Raw genomic sequence first — 15,981 nt, forward strand, 5'->3', positions numbered from 1 at the left:
CGGGATACGTGCCGCGCCAAGCGCTTGCGACCAGGTTCTGCCGTCTGAATGACCGCTGAGGCGAGAGGCGGAACCCACGGCACCGGGTCTCGAGATCGTCGGCGCGCGACCGACGCGCGACGACCCGCTCGACGCCGCCGTCCTCACAGACCGATCAGCAGACTCGATGCCAGACCGATCACGACGGGCACGATGCCCAGGCAGACGAACGCGGGGAGGAAGCACAGTCCCAGCGGACCGCTGATCTTGACGCCCGCCCGCTCCGCGGCTTCGAGCGACGCGTTCTCGGCGCGACGCCGCGTGGCGTCAGCGAATCCGCCGACCGAGTCGGCGAGGGCCGACCCCGCTCGCGACGCCCTACTGATCAACGCGGCGAGCTCGGCGAAGTCGACGGAATCGGCGTCCACGGGCGCCCAGGCCTGGTCCGGGTCGGCGCCCAGTGCCAACAGGTCCGCAGCTCGAGTGAACGACGAGCGCAGTTCCGGCGGCGCCGTCTCGGCGGCGACCGCCGCGGCGGTCGCCAGCGGGAGGCCGGCGCGCAGGCACACCGCGAGGGTGTCGTACCCCGCCGCGACGTCGAACGGATCGGGTGGCCCGCCATCTGCCGCGATCGCCTCCGTCACCGGCGCCTGCGCCACCCTCGCCAGCGACCGGCTCCGCGGCGGCAGGATCAGCAGCGCCGCCGCCATCAGCACGAGAGCGAGGCTCACCGTCGTACCGCCTGGTCCGCGATGCGGTCCGCCCACACCACCCCGGCCACCGACAGCGCGGTGCCGACCACCAGCAGCACGCCGCCGATCCGGCTCTCGAGAAGCACTCGCGCCGGGTGGGCGCCCATCGCCTGGCCGAGCACCAGCCCGACGACCGGCAGTCCCGCCAGTACGACCGCCGTGGCGCGCGGACCCGCGAGCCCCGCCCGGGTCCGGGCGGCGAAGTCCTGCCGCGACACCAAGTCCTCGCGGAGCGCGGCCAGCACGTCCCCCACCGGCAGTCCGTATTCGAGCGAGACCGCCCACGACCGCGCCAGCCTGCGGACCGGGCCCGCCCGGGTCGCCGACTCCGGTCCCGGGTCGCCGCCGAGTTCGGCACGCGCGGCCATCCGCGCGAGTTCCGGTCCCACGGCCCCGTCGTGGTCGATACGCGCGAGATCGGCGGCAGCGGCCCGGCACGCCTGCACCACCGGCGCCCCGACCGACAGCTCCGCCGACATCACCGCGAGTGCGGCGATCAACTGCCGAGAGTCCCGGTCCGCCAACGCCTCCCGACACGACCGCCGACGCTGCCTGGTGACCAGACCCGCCACCAGCGCCCCGGCGACGCCCGGCGCCACGCCGAAGACGAGCAGGGCCGCCGCCGGAAGCACCCAGACCAGGAGCCACGGATCCATCCTCCGGGCCATTCCCCGCTCCTCCGCGACCAGCCCGGCGAGACGACGATACGCCTCGGGCACCGGCCACCAGAGCAGCACCGCGGCCAGCGCCACCAGCACCGCGGCGGCCGTCATGACCGACGTCCGACGAGGCGCTCCAACGATGCTCGACGATCGGTGAACCCACCGTCCGCGCACCAGGCCGGAACCACCCGGACCAGCCCGGAATCGTCCCGCTCCACGACGCCGATCTCGGCCAGCCGCCGCTGCCCGCCCGCGGTTCTCGCCACGCCGAGGATCACCTGGATCGCCGGACCGAGCTGGCTGTGCAAGGCCGTGCGGCCCATCCCACCGAGCGCGGCGAGCGCCTCCATGCGCGCAGGCACCTCGGCGATCGAATTCGCGTGCAGGGTCCCCGCGCAGCCCTCGTGCCCGGTATTCAAGGCCGTCAGCAGGTCGATCACCTCGGCACCCCGGACCTCACCGACGACGATCCGGTCCGGGCGCATCCGCAATGCCTGCCGGACGAGCATTCGCACCGTCACCTCGCCCACTCCCTCGACATTCGCGGCGCGAGCGACGAGCCGAACCACATGCGGATGGCGCGGGTCGAGCTCCGGGGCGTCCTCGACGCACAGAATCCGCTGTGTCGGCTCCGCCAGCCCCAGCAGGCTGCCGAGCACCGTGGTCTTGCCGGCGCCGGTGCCGCCGACCACCAGGAAGGCCAGGCGGGCGGCGATCACGTCGGCCACGAGCCGACTGACCTCTGCGGCGATCGACCCGCTGTCGACCAACGCCCGGTAGTCGTGCGTCGCGCTGCGGAGCACGCGCAGCGAGATGCACGTACCGTCGGGGGCCAGCGGCGGAATCACCGCGTGCAGGCGCACCTGAGCGGCGTTGCGCCCGACCCCGGCGAGTCTGCCGTCCACCCAGGGCTGCGCGTCGTCGAGGCGACGGCCGGCGCCCAATGCGAGCCTCGCGGCGAGTCGACGCACGCTCGCCTCGTCGTCGAACGTCACGTCCGTCAGTTCCGGTCCGTCACCGCGATCGGCCCACACGCGCGGCCCGACCACCAGAACGTCGGTCACCTCGGGGTCGGCGAGCAGCACCTCGAGTCGTCCCACGCCCACCATCTCGGTCTGGAGATAGCGCAATGCGGCGAGCAGGTCGGTGTCGCCGAGGAGCCCCGCGGACTCGGCCCGGATCGCGTCGGCGATCACCGCCGGGCCCGGCGAGGCCGTCCCCGCACCCGCTTCCACCGCCAGTCGTCTCCGGACGCGTTCGAGCAGGTCCGCGTCGACGCCGGTCATCGGGTCCCGGCCCGCAGTCGGTCGTGCACGGACCGGGCCGCACGGGCCAATGGTGCGCGCGATCTCAGCACCAGCCCGCCGGCCTCGCAACGTCCGGGGAGCGCGGCGTCGGCGCGGTAGCTGCCGAGCAACTCGACGCCGATCGACGACGCGACCTGCTCCGCCGTCAGCCCGCTGGGCGACGGACCCCGGACCATCAGCAGCGACGACCGCTCGTGCAGCATCCGCGCCACCGTGCGGCGGGTCGCGGCGACGCCGGGCACCGTGGCCGTGGTGACCACGACGACGAGATCCACCGAATCGACGATCCCCGCCGTCACCGGTCCGGGCTCGCGACCGACATCGGCGACGACGACGTCACCCGCTCCGCGTCCGGCGTCGAGCACCGCGAGGACGGTGTCCGACCGCAACGGTGTGCGGCCGGAGCGGTCGCACGCGAGCACCCCGACACCCCGGGTCCGCGGTACCGCCGACCGCAACGCGGCGCCCCCGATCGACCCGGTCTCGCCGTTCACGTCCGACCATCGCAGACCGGGCTCGGCTTCGACTCCGAGCATCAGATCGGCGCCCGGTCCCGCCTGATCGACGTCGAGGAGCAGCACATTCGACGTCTGTGCGGCGACGAGCGCGACCGCCGCGGCGAGGGTGCTGGCGCCGGCTCCGCCGTGCCCGGGCACCACCGCCACGGCCCGCGCCGGATGCCGACGCGGTTCCCGCGCCCGGGACAGCATGGCGACCAGCCCCGCCTCGTCGTCCGGCAGCAGGAATCCGCCGTCCGCGCCGAGCGTCAGGCCCGACCGCCACAGCCGTGCGTCACCGTCCGAGGAGCCGACCGCGAGAAGTCCGCCCCGCTGAGGCAGGTCGAGGTGCGCAAGCACCCCCAGCGCATCGGAGTCGGCCACGACCGCACCCGCCCGGAGCCACTGGTGCCTGCACTGCCGAGGATCGCCGAGCACCATCGTGTACCCGGCCGCCGCACTGCAGCGCGCGAGATCGTCGTGGAGGCTCTCGTCGGCCAGCACCAGCAGCACATCGGTCATGCACCGAGCCTGGCCCGCGCCCGTCGATCAGGAAAGCACGCTGTCCACAGGTTCCGGCACCGACGGCCCGTCGCTCACGACTGTCCGGTGAACGGCGGCACGAACTCGCACGGCACCGTCACCGGATGCTCCGGATCGAGAGCGTTGAGCGCGATGTAGGCGGCCCGCCTGGATCCTGCGATGGCCAGGTGGTCGCTGTAATCCTGTGCGCAGGTGTCCTGCACGACGACGTTGCGCACGGTCTCGCCGGCTCGTCCGGGGACGTAGCCCGCGGTGTACGGCACCACCAACTCGTCGTACTTCGTCATGATGTTCGTGTAGCGGACGCCCTTGACGTACGGGCTTCCGCCGGACCAGATCTTCTTGTGCATCGACGACCCCTGCAGCATCCCGCCGCAGCCGATGCACATCGGCATGGGGACGTCGCCCAGCAGGCGACCGAGCTGGTTCATCGCCGGGCTCACCGACCCGGTCCCCTTCCACAGCGGGGCGAGGGAGACGTAATTGGTGACCTTGTCGGCGCCGCCGAGGTACTTGAGGTAGTACGTCGGCATATAGGTGCCCTGCGAGTGCCCGATGAGATCGACGGTCTTCGCGCCGGTCGCGGAGAGCACCTTCGCCACGAACTTCTGCAGTTGACCGGCGCTGACGTCGATCCGGTCCATGCCGCCGACCGCGGTCAACGGCCACGGCATCCCGGGCAGGGCCCCGTAGGTCAGCGCGAAGACGCAGTAGCCGCGGTTCTTGAGCATCGGCACGTACGAGCCCCAGTTGGTGGTCCGTGCGCCACCGGTCCCGTGGACGAGGACCACGGGTCGCGGATGCTCCGCGGTGGGTTTGCAGCCGAAGTCGTTGGAACCCGGCAGCGAGCCACCGGGATGCTGCAACTCGTACGGGATCCCACCGAAGAAGTTGTAGTTCTCCGGCAGCTTGGGCTCGGCTCCCGCGGGGGCCGACACCGCGACAGACACTCCGAGGAGCACCGCACAGAACAACAGGACGAGGCGTCCGATTCGCTTCATCAGATTCCGAACTCGTAGACGACGCGCATCCGATCGGATGCATGGTGGTCTGAAGCTACTACGGAAAGGTGCGGATCGTGAGACACTTGGAGAGATTCGTCTACGCACTCACGTGCGGACCTGCCGGAACAGAACTTCCTGCAGATATAGGACGACCCCGGCCAGGGGGGAGGAGGCCGGGGTCATCAGCGTTTCAGCCCCGGGGGGTCGGGCTGAAAGCTACCGGCGTGAACCGGATACTTACAAGCTACACGCGCTGACGCGAACATTGCAATACCAACTATCTCCTTCCAGTGTTTTCTAGGTCACACCGATCCGTGGCATCCGGCCGTCGTAGGATTCGGCGTGTGACCTCGACGTCATCCCGTCCCATCGCGGCGTTCTTCGACCTCGACAAGACCGTGATCGCGCGGTCCAGCGCCCTCGCCTTCACCCGCCCGTTCTTCGAGGGCGGCCTCCTCACGCGCCGGGCGATGCTGCGGTCGGCCGTCGCGCAGCTCCAGTTCCTGCTCACCTCCGCCGAAGCTCAGCAAGTGGAACGACTGCGCAAGCACGTCACCGACATGAGCCGGGGCTGGGACGCCGCCCAGGTACGCGAGATCGTCTCCGAGACGCTCGACGAGGTGGTCCGACCCGCCATTTTCAGCGAGGCCGCCGTGCTGATCGACGAGCACCGCCGGGCCGGCCACGAGATCGTGCTGATCTCCGCGTCCGGCATCGAGATGGTGGAGCCCATCGGCGCGCTGCTCGGCGTCGACGTCGTCCGCGCCAGCATCATGCACATCGAGGACGGCCACTACTCGGGCGACCTCGACTTCTACTGCTACGGCGAGAACAAGGCCGTCGCGATGCGCGAGCTAGCCGCCGAACGCGGTTACCGCCTCGACGAGTGCTATGCGTACTCCGACTCCAGCACCGACCTGCCGATGCTGAGCGCCGTCGGACACCCGGCGGCGGTCAATCCGGATCGCTCACTGCGCCACCATGCGATCGAAAACGGTTGGGAGATACTCGATTTCCCCAGTCCGACAACCCCGGCGCCGTGGGCCTCGAAGCCCGTGCTGACCCGTACCGCATTGTGTGCCACCGGAATTGGGGCAGTCGCCGCAGCGGCCCTCGTCTACCAACTGCGACACACGAGAAACACCAGGTCAGAAGCCGCGTAAGAATTTTCCGGAAGGGCTTGATGTGATGCCGATCACCATGTACAAATGAGTTACGGAGCCCCGAACGGCAACAGCTTCTCCCGGAAGAGAAGGGTCGAAGCCCCCGGATCGGCAAGTTCCCAGCACGGGCGGCAAGCACCCACGCGGAGCGCGCCGCATTGGCAGAAGTGTTGTGCGCCTGCGACATTGCAGACATCATTTGTGAAATCTCCTTCGGACCGACAACCCGAACCTCACGATTCACGTCGAGATGCCAGCAGTCCCTCGCCGAGGCGAGTCACACAACCCACATATGCACGCCATGGTCACTTGAGTCCGTGCTTGCGGGCGGCAATCCGAACCGGTTGATCCGGGTCGGGAGGCCGCCCGCAAATATGTGTGCGGGTCAGTCGACCCAAGTCAGTCGCTCCGACGGCCGATTCAGCCGCGCGCGGCGTCCGCGATCGACGTCGCCTCCGCGCCGCCCGCCTCCATCGCGTCACAGCAGAGGACGATCCACGCGGCGATGGCGTCGGGGTCGCCGGTCGCGAACTGCGCCGAGAGTTCCCGGTACTCGCCGAGCCGCTTGAGCCAGGTCACCTCGGGGACGCCGAGCAGGTGCGGATCCAGTCCGGTCATCGCCGAGACCAGCCGCGACGCGGCCCGCGCGACGACGCCGTTCGCCTCGGTGAAGGGCGCCAGCACCAGCAGTTCGCCGTGGACCACCGCGGCGAGCACCGGCGCGGGCGCCGCGGTGCCGCCGGTGATGAGCTGTCCGAGTAGATCCAGGCGCTGCGCGATGTGCGGCTCGGCGCGCGGTCGCCCGAGCAGTTCCGGATCGTCCACCAGATCCGAGGCGGCGAGGGTGTGCAGGCGGGCCAGGGCCTGAGCCGGCGCACGGCGGAAGACGGCGACGGCCTGATCGATGGCGTCGCTGTCGAGCGACTGGGCCACGCGGATCGCGCCCGCCGCGATCGGATCGCCGAGGTCGTCGCGGGAGATGTCGGTGGTTCCGCCGTCGATGGCCGCCGACGCCCGGCCCGCACGCCACGAGGCCTCCCTGGACGTCTTGTCCCACTGCCGCAGGTTGATCGGGTGACGGTGCGCGGCACTGACGGCATCACGGGCCCGATCGGACGCCTCCCGGACACCGGGGAGGTCGAGCAGCGGCGACAGCGGATCTGAACTCACTCGGTCAAGAGTAGTCCGGTGGGTGGTCATCCGACCGTCCCCGGCGGCGTCGGCGTCGTACGCTCACTCACGACTGCCGCCGACCGCTGACGATCGACCGTTCATCGCGCGCAACCCGCATGCAACCGTCTCGCCGTCACACTGTCGGACGACCGTGATTACCTTCACACTAGAAGTCTCTGCGTCCTCGCAGACCGAGCCGGTCTCGTACCGAGACCTCGACCGACCGAATACAGGAAAGGCAAACGACGATGTCCTCGAGCGCTAACCAGGTCTACCCGCCGTCTCCCGATTTCGCCGCGAATGCGAACGCCACGGCCCAGATGTACGACCGCGCCGAGGCCGATCCACTCGAGTTCTGGGCCGAGCAGGCCCGCAGGCTGGACTGGGACACCCCGTTCGGCGAGGTGCTCGACTGGTCGAACGCCCCCTTCGCGAAGTGGTTCGTCGGCGGCAAGCTGAACGTCGCCTACAACTGCGTCGACCGCCACGTCGACGCGGGCAAGGGCGACCGCGTCGCCATCCACTGGGTCGGCGAGCCCGGCGACTCCCGCGACATCACCTACAGCCAGCTCAAGGACGAGGTCTCCCGCGCGGCCAACTACCTCGCCTCGATCGGTCTGCAGACCGGCGACCGCGTCGCGATCTACATGCCGATGGTCCCCGAGGCCATCGTGTCGATGCTGGCGTGCGCCCGCCTCGGACTCACGCACTCGGTGGTGTTCGCCGGTTTCAGCGCCACCGCGCTCCGCTCGCGCGTCGACGACGCGGAGGCCAAGGTCGTCGTCACCACCGACGGCCAGTACCGGCGCGGTAAGCCCGCACCGCTCAAGGAAGCCGTCGACGAGGCCCTCGGCACCGGCGCGGACGCGGCGAAGTCCGTCGAGAAGGTGCTGGTGGTCCGCCGTACCAATCACGACCCGGATCTGAACTGGGTCGAGGGACGTGACGTCTGGTGGGACGACACCGTCGGCGAGTCGTCGCCGCACCACGAGCCCGAGGCCTTCGACGCCGAGCATCCGCTGTTCCTGCTGTACACCTCCGGCACCACCGGCAAGCCGAAGGGCATCGTCCACTCGTCGGGCGGCTACCTGACGCAGGCCAGCTACACCTTCCACAACGTCTTCGACCACAAGGAGGGTCGCGACGTCTTCTGGTGCGGCGCCGACATCGGCTGGGTCACCGGCCACTCCTACCTCGTCTACGGGCCGCTCTCGAACGGTGCCACCGAGGTCATCTACGAGGGCACCCCGAACACACCGAACGAGCACCGCCACTTCCAGGTGATCGAGAAGTACGGCGTCACCACCTATTACATCGCGCCGACGCTGATCCGCACGTTCATGAAGTGGGGACGCGAGATCCCCGACGCCCACGACCTGTCGTCGTTGCGCCTGCTCGGCAGCGTCGGCGAGCCGATCAACCCCGAGGCCTGGCGCTGGTACCACGAGGTGATCGGCGGCAGTCGCTGCCCGATCGTCGACACCTGGTGGCAGACGGAGACCGGCGGCATCATGATCTCGCCGCTGCCCGGCGTCACCGAGACCAAGCCCGGATCGGCCATGCGGCCGCTTCCGGGCATCAGCGCCAACGTGGTCGACGACGCGGGCAACGCGGTACCCGACGGCGAGCAGGGCTACCTGGTCCTCGACAAGCCGTGGCCGGGCATGCTCCGCGGCATCTGGGGCGACGAGGAGCGCTTCAAGGAGACCTACTGGTCGCGGTTCGCCGATCAGGGCTGGTACTTCGCAGGCGACGGCGCCCGGTACGACGAGGACCACGCACTCTGGGTCCTCGGCCGCGTGGACGACGTGATGAACGTGTCCGGGCACCGCATCTCCACGTCGGAGGTCGAATCCGCACTCGTCGCGCACTCCGCGGTCGCCGAAGCCGCCGTGATCGGCGCGGCGGACGAGACCACCGGTCAGGGCATCGTCGCGTTCGTCATCCTCATGGAGGGCGCGGACGCCTCCGGCGACACGCTCATCGCCGAGCTTCGGGAGCAGGTCTCGGTCGACATCTCGCCGATCGCGAAGCCCCGCGAGATCAACATCGTCCCCGAATTGCCGAAGACCCGGTCGGGCAAGATCATGCGCCGACTGCTGAAGGACGTCGCGGAGGGACGGGAGTTGGGCGACACGTCGACGCTCGTCGATCCCTCGGTGTTCGAAGCCATTCGCGCACGCAAGAACTGACTTCTGAGGACACCTCTGACGACACCGCCGACCTGCCCGGGTCGGCGGTGTCGTTTCGCGCTACGACCCGACGTGGCAACATGAGACCGACCAACGATCTTCAAGGGAGTATTCGTGAGCGGAAATTCCGACACCTGGCCGAGTGAACCGAGCAACGCTCCCCGCGTTCCGTCGATCCCCATGTCGGACGCGAACCTCGGCCCGGGCGGTGAGCCGACGATCGGCAACCTGGTCAAGGATGCGACCGCGAGCGCGTCGACCCTGTTCCGCGCGGAGATCGCCCTGGCGAAGTCCGAACTGGTCCGCGAGGCCAAGAAGGCCGGTGCGGGCAGCGGTCTGATGATCGTCGCCGGCGTCCTGCTGCTGTACGCGAGCCTCTTCTTCTTCGTCTTCCTCGGTTTCCTGCTCGACGTGTGGCTCCCCACCTGGGCCGCGTTCGGCATCGTCTTCCTGCTGCTGCTGATCGTGTCGATCGTCCTGATCGTCGTCGGATACGTGTTCTTCAAACGTCTCAAGGCGCCGGAGAAGACCATCGAATCCGTCAACGAGTTGGCGACGGTGCTTCCGGGCCACCACGAGTCGACCGGCGGGATGGCGCATCCGCAGATTCCGCCTGCGCGCGATCCGATGCGCGGCTGATCGATCCTCTGCCAGATTGACTAGCGTTCCCCCCGATCCGACCCTGGTCCGCTTCGACGGGCCGTGGCGGCACTTCGACGTCCGCGCGAACGGGCTCCGCTTCCACGCCGTGGAGACGCAGCGGTTCGTCGCCGATCGTCCGCTGGTGCTGCTGCTGCACGGCTTCGCCGAGTTCTGGTGGTCGTGGCGGCATCAGCTCGCGGCGCTGACCGAGGCCGGCTACCGCGCGGTCGCCGTCGACCTCCGCGGCTACGGCGATTCCGACAAGCCGCCGCGCGGCTACGACGGATGGACGCTAGCCGGCGACACCAACGCGCTGATCCGCGCACTGGGCCACACGAACGCCACCCTGGTGGGCCACGCCGACGGCGGCCTGGTCTGCTGGGCCACCGCGACGCTGCATCCGGCGGTGGTCGACCGAGTCGCGGTCGTGTCGTCGCCGCATCCCCGCGCCCTCAAACAAGGCGTGCTGTTCAACTCCGAGGAGCGGTCGGCCTTCCTGGCGCCCTTCCTGCACAATCAGCTGCCGCGCATCGGCGAACGCCGCCTCACTCGCGGCGACGGCGCCTTCGTCGACGAGTACTTCCGCGAACGCTCCGGAGCCCACTGGCGTACCACCGGCGACTTCGCCGAGGCCGTCTCCCGCAATCGCCTCGCCATCCAGATCCCCGGCGTCGCACACTGCAGTCTGGAGTACCGCCGCTGGGCCTTCCGTTCGCAGTTCCGCAACGACGGCTGGCGGTTCATGGACCTGATGGACGAGCGCCTCGAGGTCCCGCTCCTCGCGGTCCGCGGCCACGATGACGCCTACATCCTCGACTCGCTGATGGCGGGCAGTCGCCGCTGGGCCGCCGACATGGACTACCGGACCATCACCGGCGCCGGCCATTTCGCGCACCAGGAGACTCCGGACGAATTCAACGCAATGCTGCTGGAGTTGCTCGAGCGGTAGTTCCGCGATGCCCGCGGGTGGCCGGAGTCGCCGTCATCGGCCTGTCCGCCGGGCTGCCTTCCATCGGCGGTACTCGTCGACACAGCAGACGCCGCACGGCCGATAGCCTGCGGCGATCGCGGTCTGCTCGTCGATGAAGAAGACGCGGTGACTGACGTATCCGCCGCGGGCGATGGCCCGCAGTGCGGCGGAGCAGTCGAGGCGGCCGTAGATCTTTCCGCGGCGGTGCCCGCCCCAGACACCCTTCACCGCAGATCGGTAACCGGTGCCGTCGGCAGCGGTCAGGACGTAGGGCAGGTCTGCGGCAGTCATGGTGATGCTCGGTAGACGGTCCGCATCGGCCGAACGTGAGGTCGCGGCCGGAAGGTGGTCATGCTGCCGCCGGCCTCCGCCTGCGTCGACCGATCACCCGGACACGCACTGCTTCGTGCTCACCTCGGAGTCGTTCTGCTCGGAGGCCGCGAGGTCGCTCTGCACCTGCGCGGCGGTCAGAACGAAGCCGGTGTCCTCGGTCGGATCCTCTGCCGCGCCGAAGACCACGCCGAGCACTTCGCCGTCCGGGGTGATCATCGGGCCGCCGGAGTTTCCGGACCGGATGTTGCCGCGCACGGTGTACACCTGACGCTGGACCGGCCGGGCACTCTGGTAGATGTCGGGTCCGTTCAACTCCACGGTGTTCCGGACTCGCAGGGGCGTGACCGTGAACGGCCCGTTCTCGGGGTAGCCGAGCGCGATGGCGTCGTCGCCCGTCTGCGCCTGATTCGACGCGAACTTGAGCGCGGGCGCCCGCAGTCCGGGCACGTCGAGGACCGCGATGTCGTTGCGCGAGTTGAACCAGACGACGGTCGCGTCCAGTTCCCTGCCGTTCGAGGTCTGCACGCTGACCGTGTCCGTGCCGGCGACCACGTGCGCATTCGTCATCACGCGCTCCGGAGAGACGACGAATCCGCTGCCTTCCAGCGCCTGACCGCAGCTGTGGGCGACGCCGGTGATCTTGATGACGCTCGGACGCACCGAGCGCACCGCCGGCTGCGCCGCGAGACCGGTGTCCGGCGGCCCGACGTTCGCGACCTGCGTCTGCCCGAACGGCCCGATGACCTCTTTCAGCCCCGAGCTCTCGACAAGACTGGTGAACTCGTCCGGCAGATTCCGCACCCACTGCGGTGCCACCTTGTCGACGGTCTGGATCACGGCGGAGTCGTCGATGGCCGAGGAGATGCTCAACTCCTCCGAACTGCGGAGCGGGAAGGCCAGGAGCCAGGCCGCGATGATGATGGCGACCGCCTGCAGGACCGACCCGACCCAACTGTCGACGCGCCGAATGCTCGGCGAGTGAATACTGCTGCGGGCCGCGCGCCCGAGGACCATGCCCGCCACCTCGCCGATCACCACGAGGACGACGATCAGCAGCACCCCGATCAGGAGCCGTAGCCGTTGGTCGTCGAACCGCTCGATCACCACCGGCGCCAGCAGGATCCCGGCCACCGCACCGAGCACGACTCCCAGGAACGCCAGGGCCGACGCCGCCGCACCCTGGCGGTATCCGCTGATCGCGGCCAGCAGGGCCACGCCGAGGATCACCAGGTCGACCCACACCGATCCGCTCATCGGTCTCCGTTCACGTCAGCGGCCACATCGCCGTCCGGCGGGGTGGGGAACCCCGACACCTGCCGACCACCGGTCTCCGCGATCATCTGCTCCAGCGGGCGCACGTCATCGGTGTCCCACGGGACGTCCCAGCCTGCGGCCTCACTGATCGCAGCGATCAGCCCGCCGGTGAATCCCCACACCAGCATGCCGTCGTAGAGGAACGCAGGTCCCTTGTAGACGGTCGCGCCGACCAGGGATCGGCTGACCTGGAAACGGTTCTCGGGCGCCAGCAGTTCCCGGAGGTTCACTCGCGTGACCCGGGCGGTCTCACCGTGGTCGACGGCGTAGACCGGGCTGGGCCGCTCCCAGTGCGCGAGCACCGGGTGCACCTCGAAGCCCGACGGCACCGGGAAGGCCGGCAGGTTGGCCAGGACGGTGACGCCGTCGTCCGAGAGTCCGGTCTCCTCCCAGGCCTCCCGCATGGCGGTGCCGACCGGGTAGTCGTCGCCGGGATCGCGGCTCCCTCCGGGGAACGCGATCTGGCCGCCGTGGGTGCGGAGAGTCGCCGCCCGTTCGGTGAGCAGGACGTCCGCGTCGGCGGGCAGTCCGCCCGCCGAGTAGGGGTCGGCGTCGAAGGATCCGGCGAACAGGACGAGTACGGCGGCCGCTCGCTGGCCGCGCAGTCCGGCGACCAGTCGTGCCCGGCCGCCGCCACGGTTCAGGACCTTCTCGTTGACCACCTCGGGATCGTCGGTCACCCGACGCAGCCACGGCGGGATCTGTTCCCGGGCGACGAGCGCCCCGACCGGCACCCGGTTCACTGAGCGGCCCCGACGTCGACACCGAGGTTCTCCCGAACCGCCTCGGCCAGTTCGGCTTCCGACTCGAAGACTTGCGGGAGCACCTTGGCGACCGTCCCGTCGGCCCGGATCATCACCGTCGACGGGAACACCCGCGGCGCCCCGATCGCCTTGGCGACCGCACCGTCCGGATCGGTGACGACCGGCAGATGAACACCGACCTCCTCAAGGAACTTGAGCACGAAATAGGGCTTGTCACCGCCTTCTCTGGCATGCACCGCGAGGACGTTCAGACTGTCGCCGGCCCGCTTGGAGAAGTCGTCGAAGATCGGCAGTTCGCGGCGGCACGGCAGGCACCACACCGCCCACATGTTGATGACGAGTGGTTTGCCCGCGGTGGTGACCCCGAGGTCCACCGGAGCCCCGGTGGCCATGCAGGGCACGGTCACGCCCGCGAGGACGGCATCGGGCACCGCCGGTCCGGGGCCGTCGGGACACGGTGCGAGCGCCGCCGCCGCGCGTGCCTTGCTCAGTTCGTCGTCCGAGACCTGCTGATCGGTGATCCCCTGGGTCGACGACGCCGCGGGCGAACCGCTGCCCGACGACGTGTCGCCGGGACCGCTGCGCGGCCACAGCGCCACGATCAGCGCGGCCGCGACGATGACGAACGCCAGCGTTGCCCTCGCGGCAGGCTCTTTCAGGATCTTCACTCAGTCACTCCAGCAGTCACTCCGGCCAGTTCGAGCAGATGCTCGGTCTCCGGCCCCTTCACCAGCGCCGCGGCCTGATGCTTGTCGGTCGGGCCCTCCCCGTACGACGGGCAGTCCTTCGCGAGAACGCACACTCCGCAGGCGGGCTTGCGCGCATGGCACACCCGCCTGCCGTGAAAGATGATCCGGTGCGAGAGGTCGGTCCAGTCGCGCTTCTCGAAGAGCTCGCCGATCTCCCGCTCCACCTTCACCGGGTCCGTCTCCTGCGTCCAGTTCCAGCGCCGCACCAGTCGTCCGAAGTGCGTGTCGACGGTGATTCCGGGGACTCCGAACGCGTTGCCGAGGACCACGTTCGCGGTCTTGCGCCCGAATCCGGGCAGCGTCACCAGATCTTTGAGCCGGTTCGGAACCTCGCCGCCGTATCGCGAGACCAGAGCCTGTCCGAGTCCGATGATCGAGTTCGCCTTGTTCCGGTAGAAACCGGTGGATCGGATCATCTCCTCGAGCTCGGTGCGGTCGGCCTCGGCGTACGACCGCGCGTCGGGGTAGCGAGCGAACAGGGCCGGGGTGACCTGGTTGACCCGGACGTCGGTGCACTGCGCAGAGAGGATGGTCGCGACCGACAGTTCGAGCGGCGTGGTGAAATCCAATTCGCAGTAGACGTGCGGGAAGGCCGCTTCCAGCGATCTGTTCATCCGCCGCGCCCGCCGGACCAGGCCCAGCCTGGTCTCCTCCTTGCGTCCACTCACAACAGACCAGGTTAGCCGTCGTGCGCGGAAAGACGGGCCGTGCCGAACCCGCGACCTCGCGTAACCGCAGGTCACAACTCGGTGACGAGAGCCTTCTCGGTTTGGTAGACCCCCACGGGCCCGGTGTTTACTGTTTCTCATGCAAGGACTGGCCGGACTTCTCTTCCCCGCTGTGCTGATGCTCTTCGCACTCGCGATGGAGAAGGTGCAGGACAGCCTGGATCGTCTCTCGGTGGGACCCGCACACGTCGAGGAGTTCCTCGAGTCCGCCGACGACGCGGCGGTGAGCAATCTCGCGAAGGACGGCTTGCCTGCGGCGCTGGACGAGCTCCGCAGTCGCCGCAACAGCCCGCCCCTCGAATCCGACGAATCGGAGACCACCCGCGCCTCCTGACGGTCGTCGCCGGGTTCCGGAGGCATGTTCACCGCACCCGCCTGCACGTACGACGCGCGGTAGTTGTCTACTAATACGTACAGTGACCAATCCAACATCTATGATTTTTCACGTAGTCTTTGTCACTGGACGCGGCAAATGTAATTGAGAGAGGTTCTTTAGGTGGAAGAAGTACTAGCACGGGCAGGCATTTTCCAAGGTGTCGAACCCACCGCCGTCGCTGCTCTGGCGAAGGAACTTCAGCCGGTCGAGTTTCCGCGCGGTCATGTGATCTTCCACGAGGGCGAGCCCGGCGACCGTCTCTACATCATCCTGTCCGGCAAGGTGAAGCTCGGCCGCCGTTCCCCGGACGGTCGCGAGAACCTGCTCACGATCATGGGCCCGTCGGACATGTTCGGCGAGCTGTCGATCTTCGACCCCGGTCCCCGCACGTCGTCGGCGACGACGGTGACCGAGGTCCGCGCCGTCACGATGGACCGCGACGCGCTGCGCAAGTGGATCAAGGACCGCCCGGAGATCGCCGAGCAGCTCCTCCGCGTTCTGGCGCGTCGCCTGCGACGCACCAACAACAACCTCGCGGACCTGATCTTCACCGACGTTCCGGGTCGCGTCGCCAAGCAGCTGCTGCAGCTCGCTCAGCGCTTCGGCACGCAGGAGGGCGGCGCACTGCGCGTCACCCACGACCTGACCCAGGAAGAGATCGCCCAGCTGGTCGGCGCCTCGCGCGAGACGGTCAACAAGGCGCTCGCCGACTTCGCCCAGCGCGGCTGGCTCCGCCTGGAGGGCAAGAGCGTTCTCATCGCGGACTCCGAGCGTCTGGCGCGCCGGGCCCGCTGACGCGACGGCGCGACGGAGTCGCGGATTCGCGACGGAGT

General features: G+C 69.1%; 17 protein-coding genes. 6 read left to right on the plus strand and 11 right to left on the minus strand.

Features of this window, described 5'->3' with window-relative positions; all coding sequences use genetic code 11:
• Nucleotides 1–143 precede the first annotated feature (143 nt).
• The 5 genes from SCNU_RS10945 to SCNU_RS10965 form a co-directional block, all read right to left on the minus strand.
• Nucleotides 144–710, minus strand: coding sequence for a type II secretion system F family protein (locus tag SCNU_RS10945; RefSeq protein ID WP_009679435.1), 567 nt, complete (start codon nt 708–710; stop codon nt 144–146).
• Nucleotides 707–1,504 carry a type II secretion system F family protein gene (locus tag SCNU_RS10950; protein WP_009679436.1) on the minus strand — a complete coding sequence of 266 codons (798 nt, stop codon included), beginning with the start codon at nt 1,502–1,504 and terminating at the stop codon, nt 707–709. Before SCNU_RS10950 ends, SCNU_RS10945 begins: the two co-directional genes overlap by 4 nt.
• Entirely contained in the window at nt 1,501–2,679 is a 1,179-nt protein-coding gene (locus tag SCNU_RS10955) for a TadA family conjugal transfer-associated ATPase (protein WP_009679437.1), read from the minus strand. The genes SCNU_RS10950 and SCNU_RS10955 overlap by 4 nt, the downstream gene beginning before the upstream one ends.
• On the minus strand, nt 2,676–3,719 hold the full coding sequence (ssd, locus tag SCNU_RS10960) for a septum site-determining protein Ssd (RefSeq protein WP_009679438.1): 1,044 nt from the start codon (nt 3,717–3,719) through the stop codon (nt 2,676–2,678). The genes SCNU_RS10955 and ssd overlap by 4 nt, the downstream gene beginning before the upstream one ends.
• A gap of 74 nt (nt 3,720–3,793) precedes the next feature.
• Nucleotides 3,794–4,741 carry an esterase/lipase family protein gene (locus SCNU_RS10965; RefSeq protein WP_009679439.1) on the minus strand — a complete coding sequence of 316 codons (948 nt, stop codon included), beginning with the start codon at nt 4,739–4,741 and terminating at the stop codon, nt 3,794–3,796.
• Nucleotides 4,742–5,088: 347 nt separating this feature from the next.
• On the opposite strand from SCNU_RS10965, the gene SCNU_RS10970 reads away from it, so the two are divergent.
• A complete protein-coding gene (locus SCNU_RS10970; RefSeq protein ID WP_009679440.1) occupies nt 5,089–5,907 on the plus strand; it encodes an HAD family hydrolase in 819 nt (272 codons plus the stop codon).
• Between the two features lie 420 nt (nt 5,908–6,327).
• Here the strand turns inward: SCNU_RS10970 and SCNU_RS10975 are convergent, their stop codons facing one another.
• Nucleotides 6,328–7,077 carry a Fic family protein gene (locus SCNU_RS10975; protein WP_009679441.1) on the minus strand — a complete coding sequence of 250 codons (750 nt, stop codon included), beginning with the start codon at nt 7,075–7,077 and terminating at the stop codon, nt 6,328–6,330.
• A 251-nt stretch (nt 7,078–7,328) separates the two neighbouring features.
• On the opposite strand from SCNU_RS10975, the gene acs reads away from it, so the two are divergent.
• From acs to SCNU_RS10990, 3 genes are all read left to right on the plus strand, one after another.
• On the plus strand, nt 7,329–9,272 hold the full coding sequence (gene acs, locus SCNU_RS10980) for an acetate--CoA ligase (protein ID WP_009679442.1): 1,944 nt from the start codon (nt 7,329–7,331) through the stop codon (nt 9,270–9,272).
• Nucleotides 9,273–9,386: 114 nt separating this feature from the next.
• Nucleotides 9,387–9,911, plus strand: coding sequence for a phage holin family protein (locus SCNU_RS10985; protein ID WP_040518219.1), 525 nt, complete (start codon nt 9,387–9,389; stop codon nt 9,909–9,911).
• A 16-nt stretch (nt 9,912–9,927) separates the two neighbouring features.
• Complete coding sequence (locus SCNU_RS10990) at nt 9,928–10,863, plus strand: alpha/beta fold hydrolase (RefSeq protein WP_009679444.1); 936 nt, start codon at nt 9,928–9,930, stop codon at nt 10,861–10,863.
• A gap of 33 nt (nt 10,864–10,896) precedes the next feature.
• Here SCNU_RS10990 and SCNU_RS10995 read toward each other — a convergent pair whose 3' ends face one another.
• The 5 genes from SCNU_RS10995 to nth form a co-directional block, all read right to left on the minus strand.
• Nucleotides 10,897–11,175 (minus strand): Ada metal-binding domain-containing protein, encoded by a 279-nt coding sequence (locus SCNU_RS10995; RefSeq protein WP_009679445.1) that lies wholly within the window; start codon nt 11,173–11,175, stop codon nt 10,897–10,899.
• A 93-nt stretch (nt 11,176–11,268) separates the two neighbouring features.
• Entirely contained in the window at nt 11,269–12,471 is a 1,203-nt protein-coding gene (locus tag SCNU_RS11000; RefSeq protein WP_009679446.1) for a MarP family serine protease, read from the minus strand.
• Nucleotides 12,468–13,274 carry an NUDIX hydrolase gene (locus SCNU_RS11005; protein WP_009679447.1) on the minus strand — a complete coding sequence of 269 codons (807 nt, stop codon included), beginning with the start codon at nt 13,272–13,274 and terminating at the stop codon, nt 12,468–12,470. Before SCNU_RS11005 ends, SCNU_RS11000 begins: the two co-directional genes overlap by 4 nt.
• Nucleotides 13,271–13,963, minus strand: coding sequence for a TlpA family protein disulfide reductase (locus SCNU_RS11010; protein WP_009679448.1), 693 nt, complete (start codon nt 13,961–13,963; stop codon nt 13,271–13,273). The genes SCNU_RS11005 and SCNU_RS11010 overlap by 4 nt, the downstream gene beginning before the upstream one ends.
• On the minus strand, nt 13,960–14,658 hold the full coding sequence (nth, locus tag SCNU_RS11015) for an endonuclease III (RefSeq protein WP_238526429.1): 699 nt from the start codon (nt 14,656–14,658) through the stop codon (nt 13,960–13,962). The genes SCNU_RS11010 and nth overlap by 4 nt, the downstream gene beginning before the upstream one ends.
• 193 nt (nt 14,659–14,851) lie before the next feature.
• Here nth and SCNU_RS11020 point away from each other — a divergent pair, with 193 nt between their 5' ends.
• The gene (locus SCNU_RS11020) at nt 14,852–15,106 is read left to right on the plus strand and encodes a hypothetical protein (RefSeq protein ID WP_009679450.1); all 255 of its coding nucleotides are present in this window, start codon (nt 14,852–14,854) and stop codon (nt 15,104–15,106) included.
• 162 nt (nt 15,107–15,268) lie between these two features.
• Complete coding sequence (locus tag SCNU_RS11025; RefSeq protein WP_006897367.1) at nt 15,269–15,943, plus strand: Crp/Fnr family transcriptional regulator; 675 nt, start codon at nt 15,269–15,271, stop codon at nt 15,941–15,943.
• Nucleotides 15,944–15,981 lie beyond the last annotated feature (38 nt).

Origin of the sequence: Gordonia neofelifaecis NRRL B-59395, assembly GCF_000192435.1 — a bacterium.
In the GTDB taxonomy this organism is placed as follows: domain Bacteria; phylum Actinomycetota; class Actinomycetes; order Mycobacteriales; family Mycobacteriaceae; genus Gordonia; species Gordonia neofelifaecis.

Bases quoted from the DNA above. Each gene is read 5' to 3' on its own strand.
- SCNU_RS10950 (WP_009679436.1), bottom strand. From the start codon at position 1,504: ATGACGGCCGCCGCGGTGCTGGTGGCGCTGGCCGCGGTGCTGCTCTGG.
- SCNU_RS10955 (WP_009679437.1), bottom strand. From the start codon at position 2,679: ATGACCGGCGTCGACGCGGACCTGCTCGAACGCGTCCGGAGACGACTG.
- ssd (WP_009679438.1), bottom strand. From the start codon at position 3,719: ATGACCGATGTGCTGCTGGTGCTGGCCGACGAGAGCCTCCACGACGAT.
- SCNU_RS10965 (WP_009679439.1), bottom strand. From the start codon at position 4,741: ATGAAGCGAATCGGACGCCTCGTCCTGTTGTTCTGTGCGGTGCTCCTC.
- acs (WP_009679442.1), top strand. From the start codon at position 7,329: ATGTCCTCGAGCGCTAACCAGGTCTACCCGCCGTCTCCCGATTTCGCC.
- SCNU_RS10995 (WP_009679445.1), bottom strand. From the start codon at position 11,175: ATGACTGCCGCAGACCTGCCCTACGTCCTGACCGCTGCCGACGGCACC.
- SCNU_RS11000 (WP_009679446.1), bottom strand. From the start codon at position 12,471: ATGAGCGGATCGGTGTGGGTCGACCTGGTGATCCTCGGCGTGGCCCTG.
- nth (WP_238526429.1), bottom strand. From the start codon at position 14,658: ATGAACAGATCGCTGGAAGCGGCCTTCCCGCACGTCTACTGCGAATTG.
- SCNU_RS11020 (WP_009679450.1), top strand. From the start codon at position 14,852: ATGCAAGGACTGGCCGGACTTCTCTTCCCCGCTGTGCTGATGCTCTTC.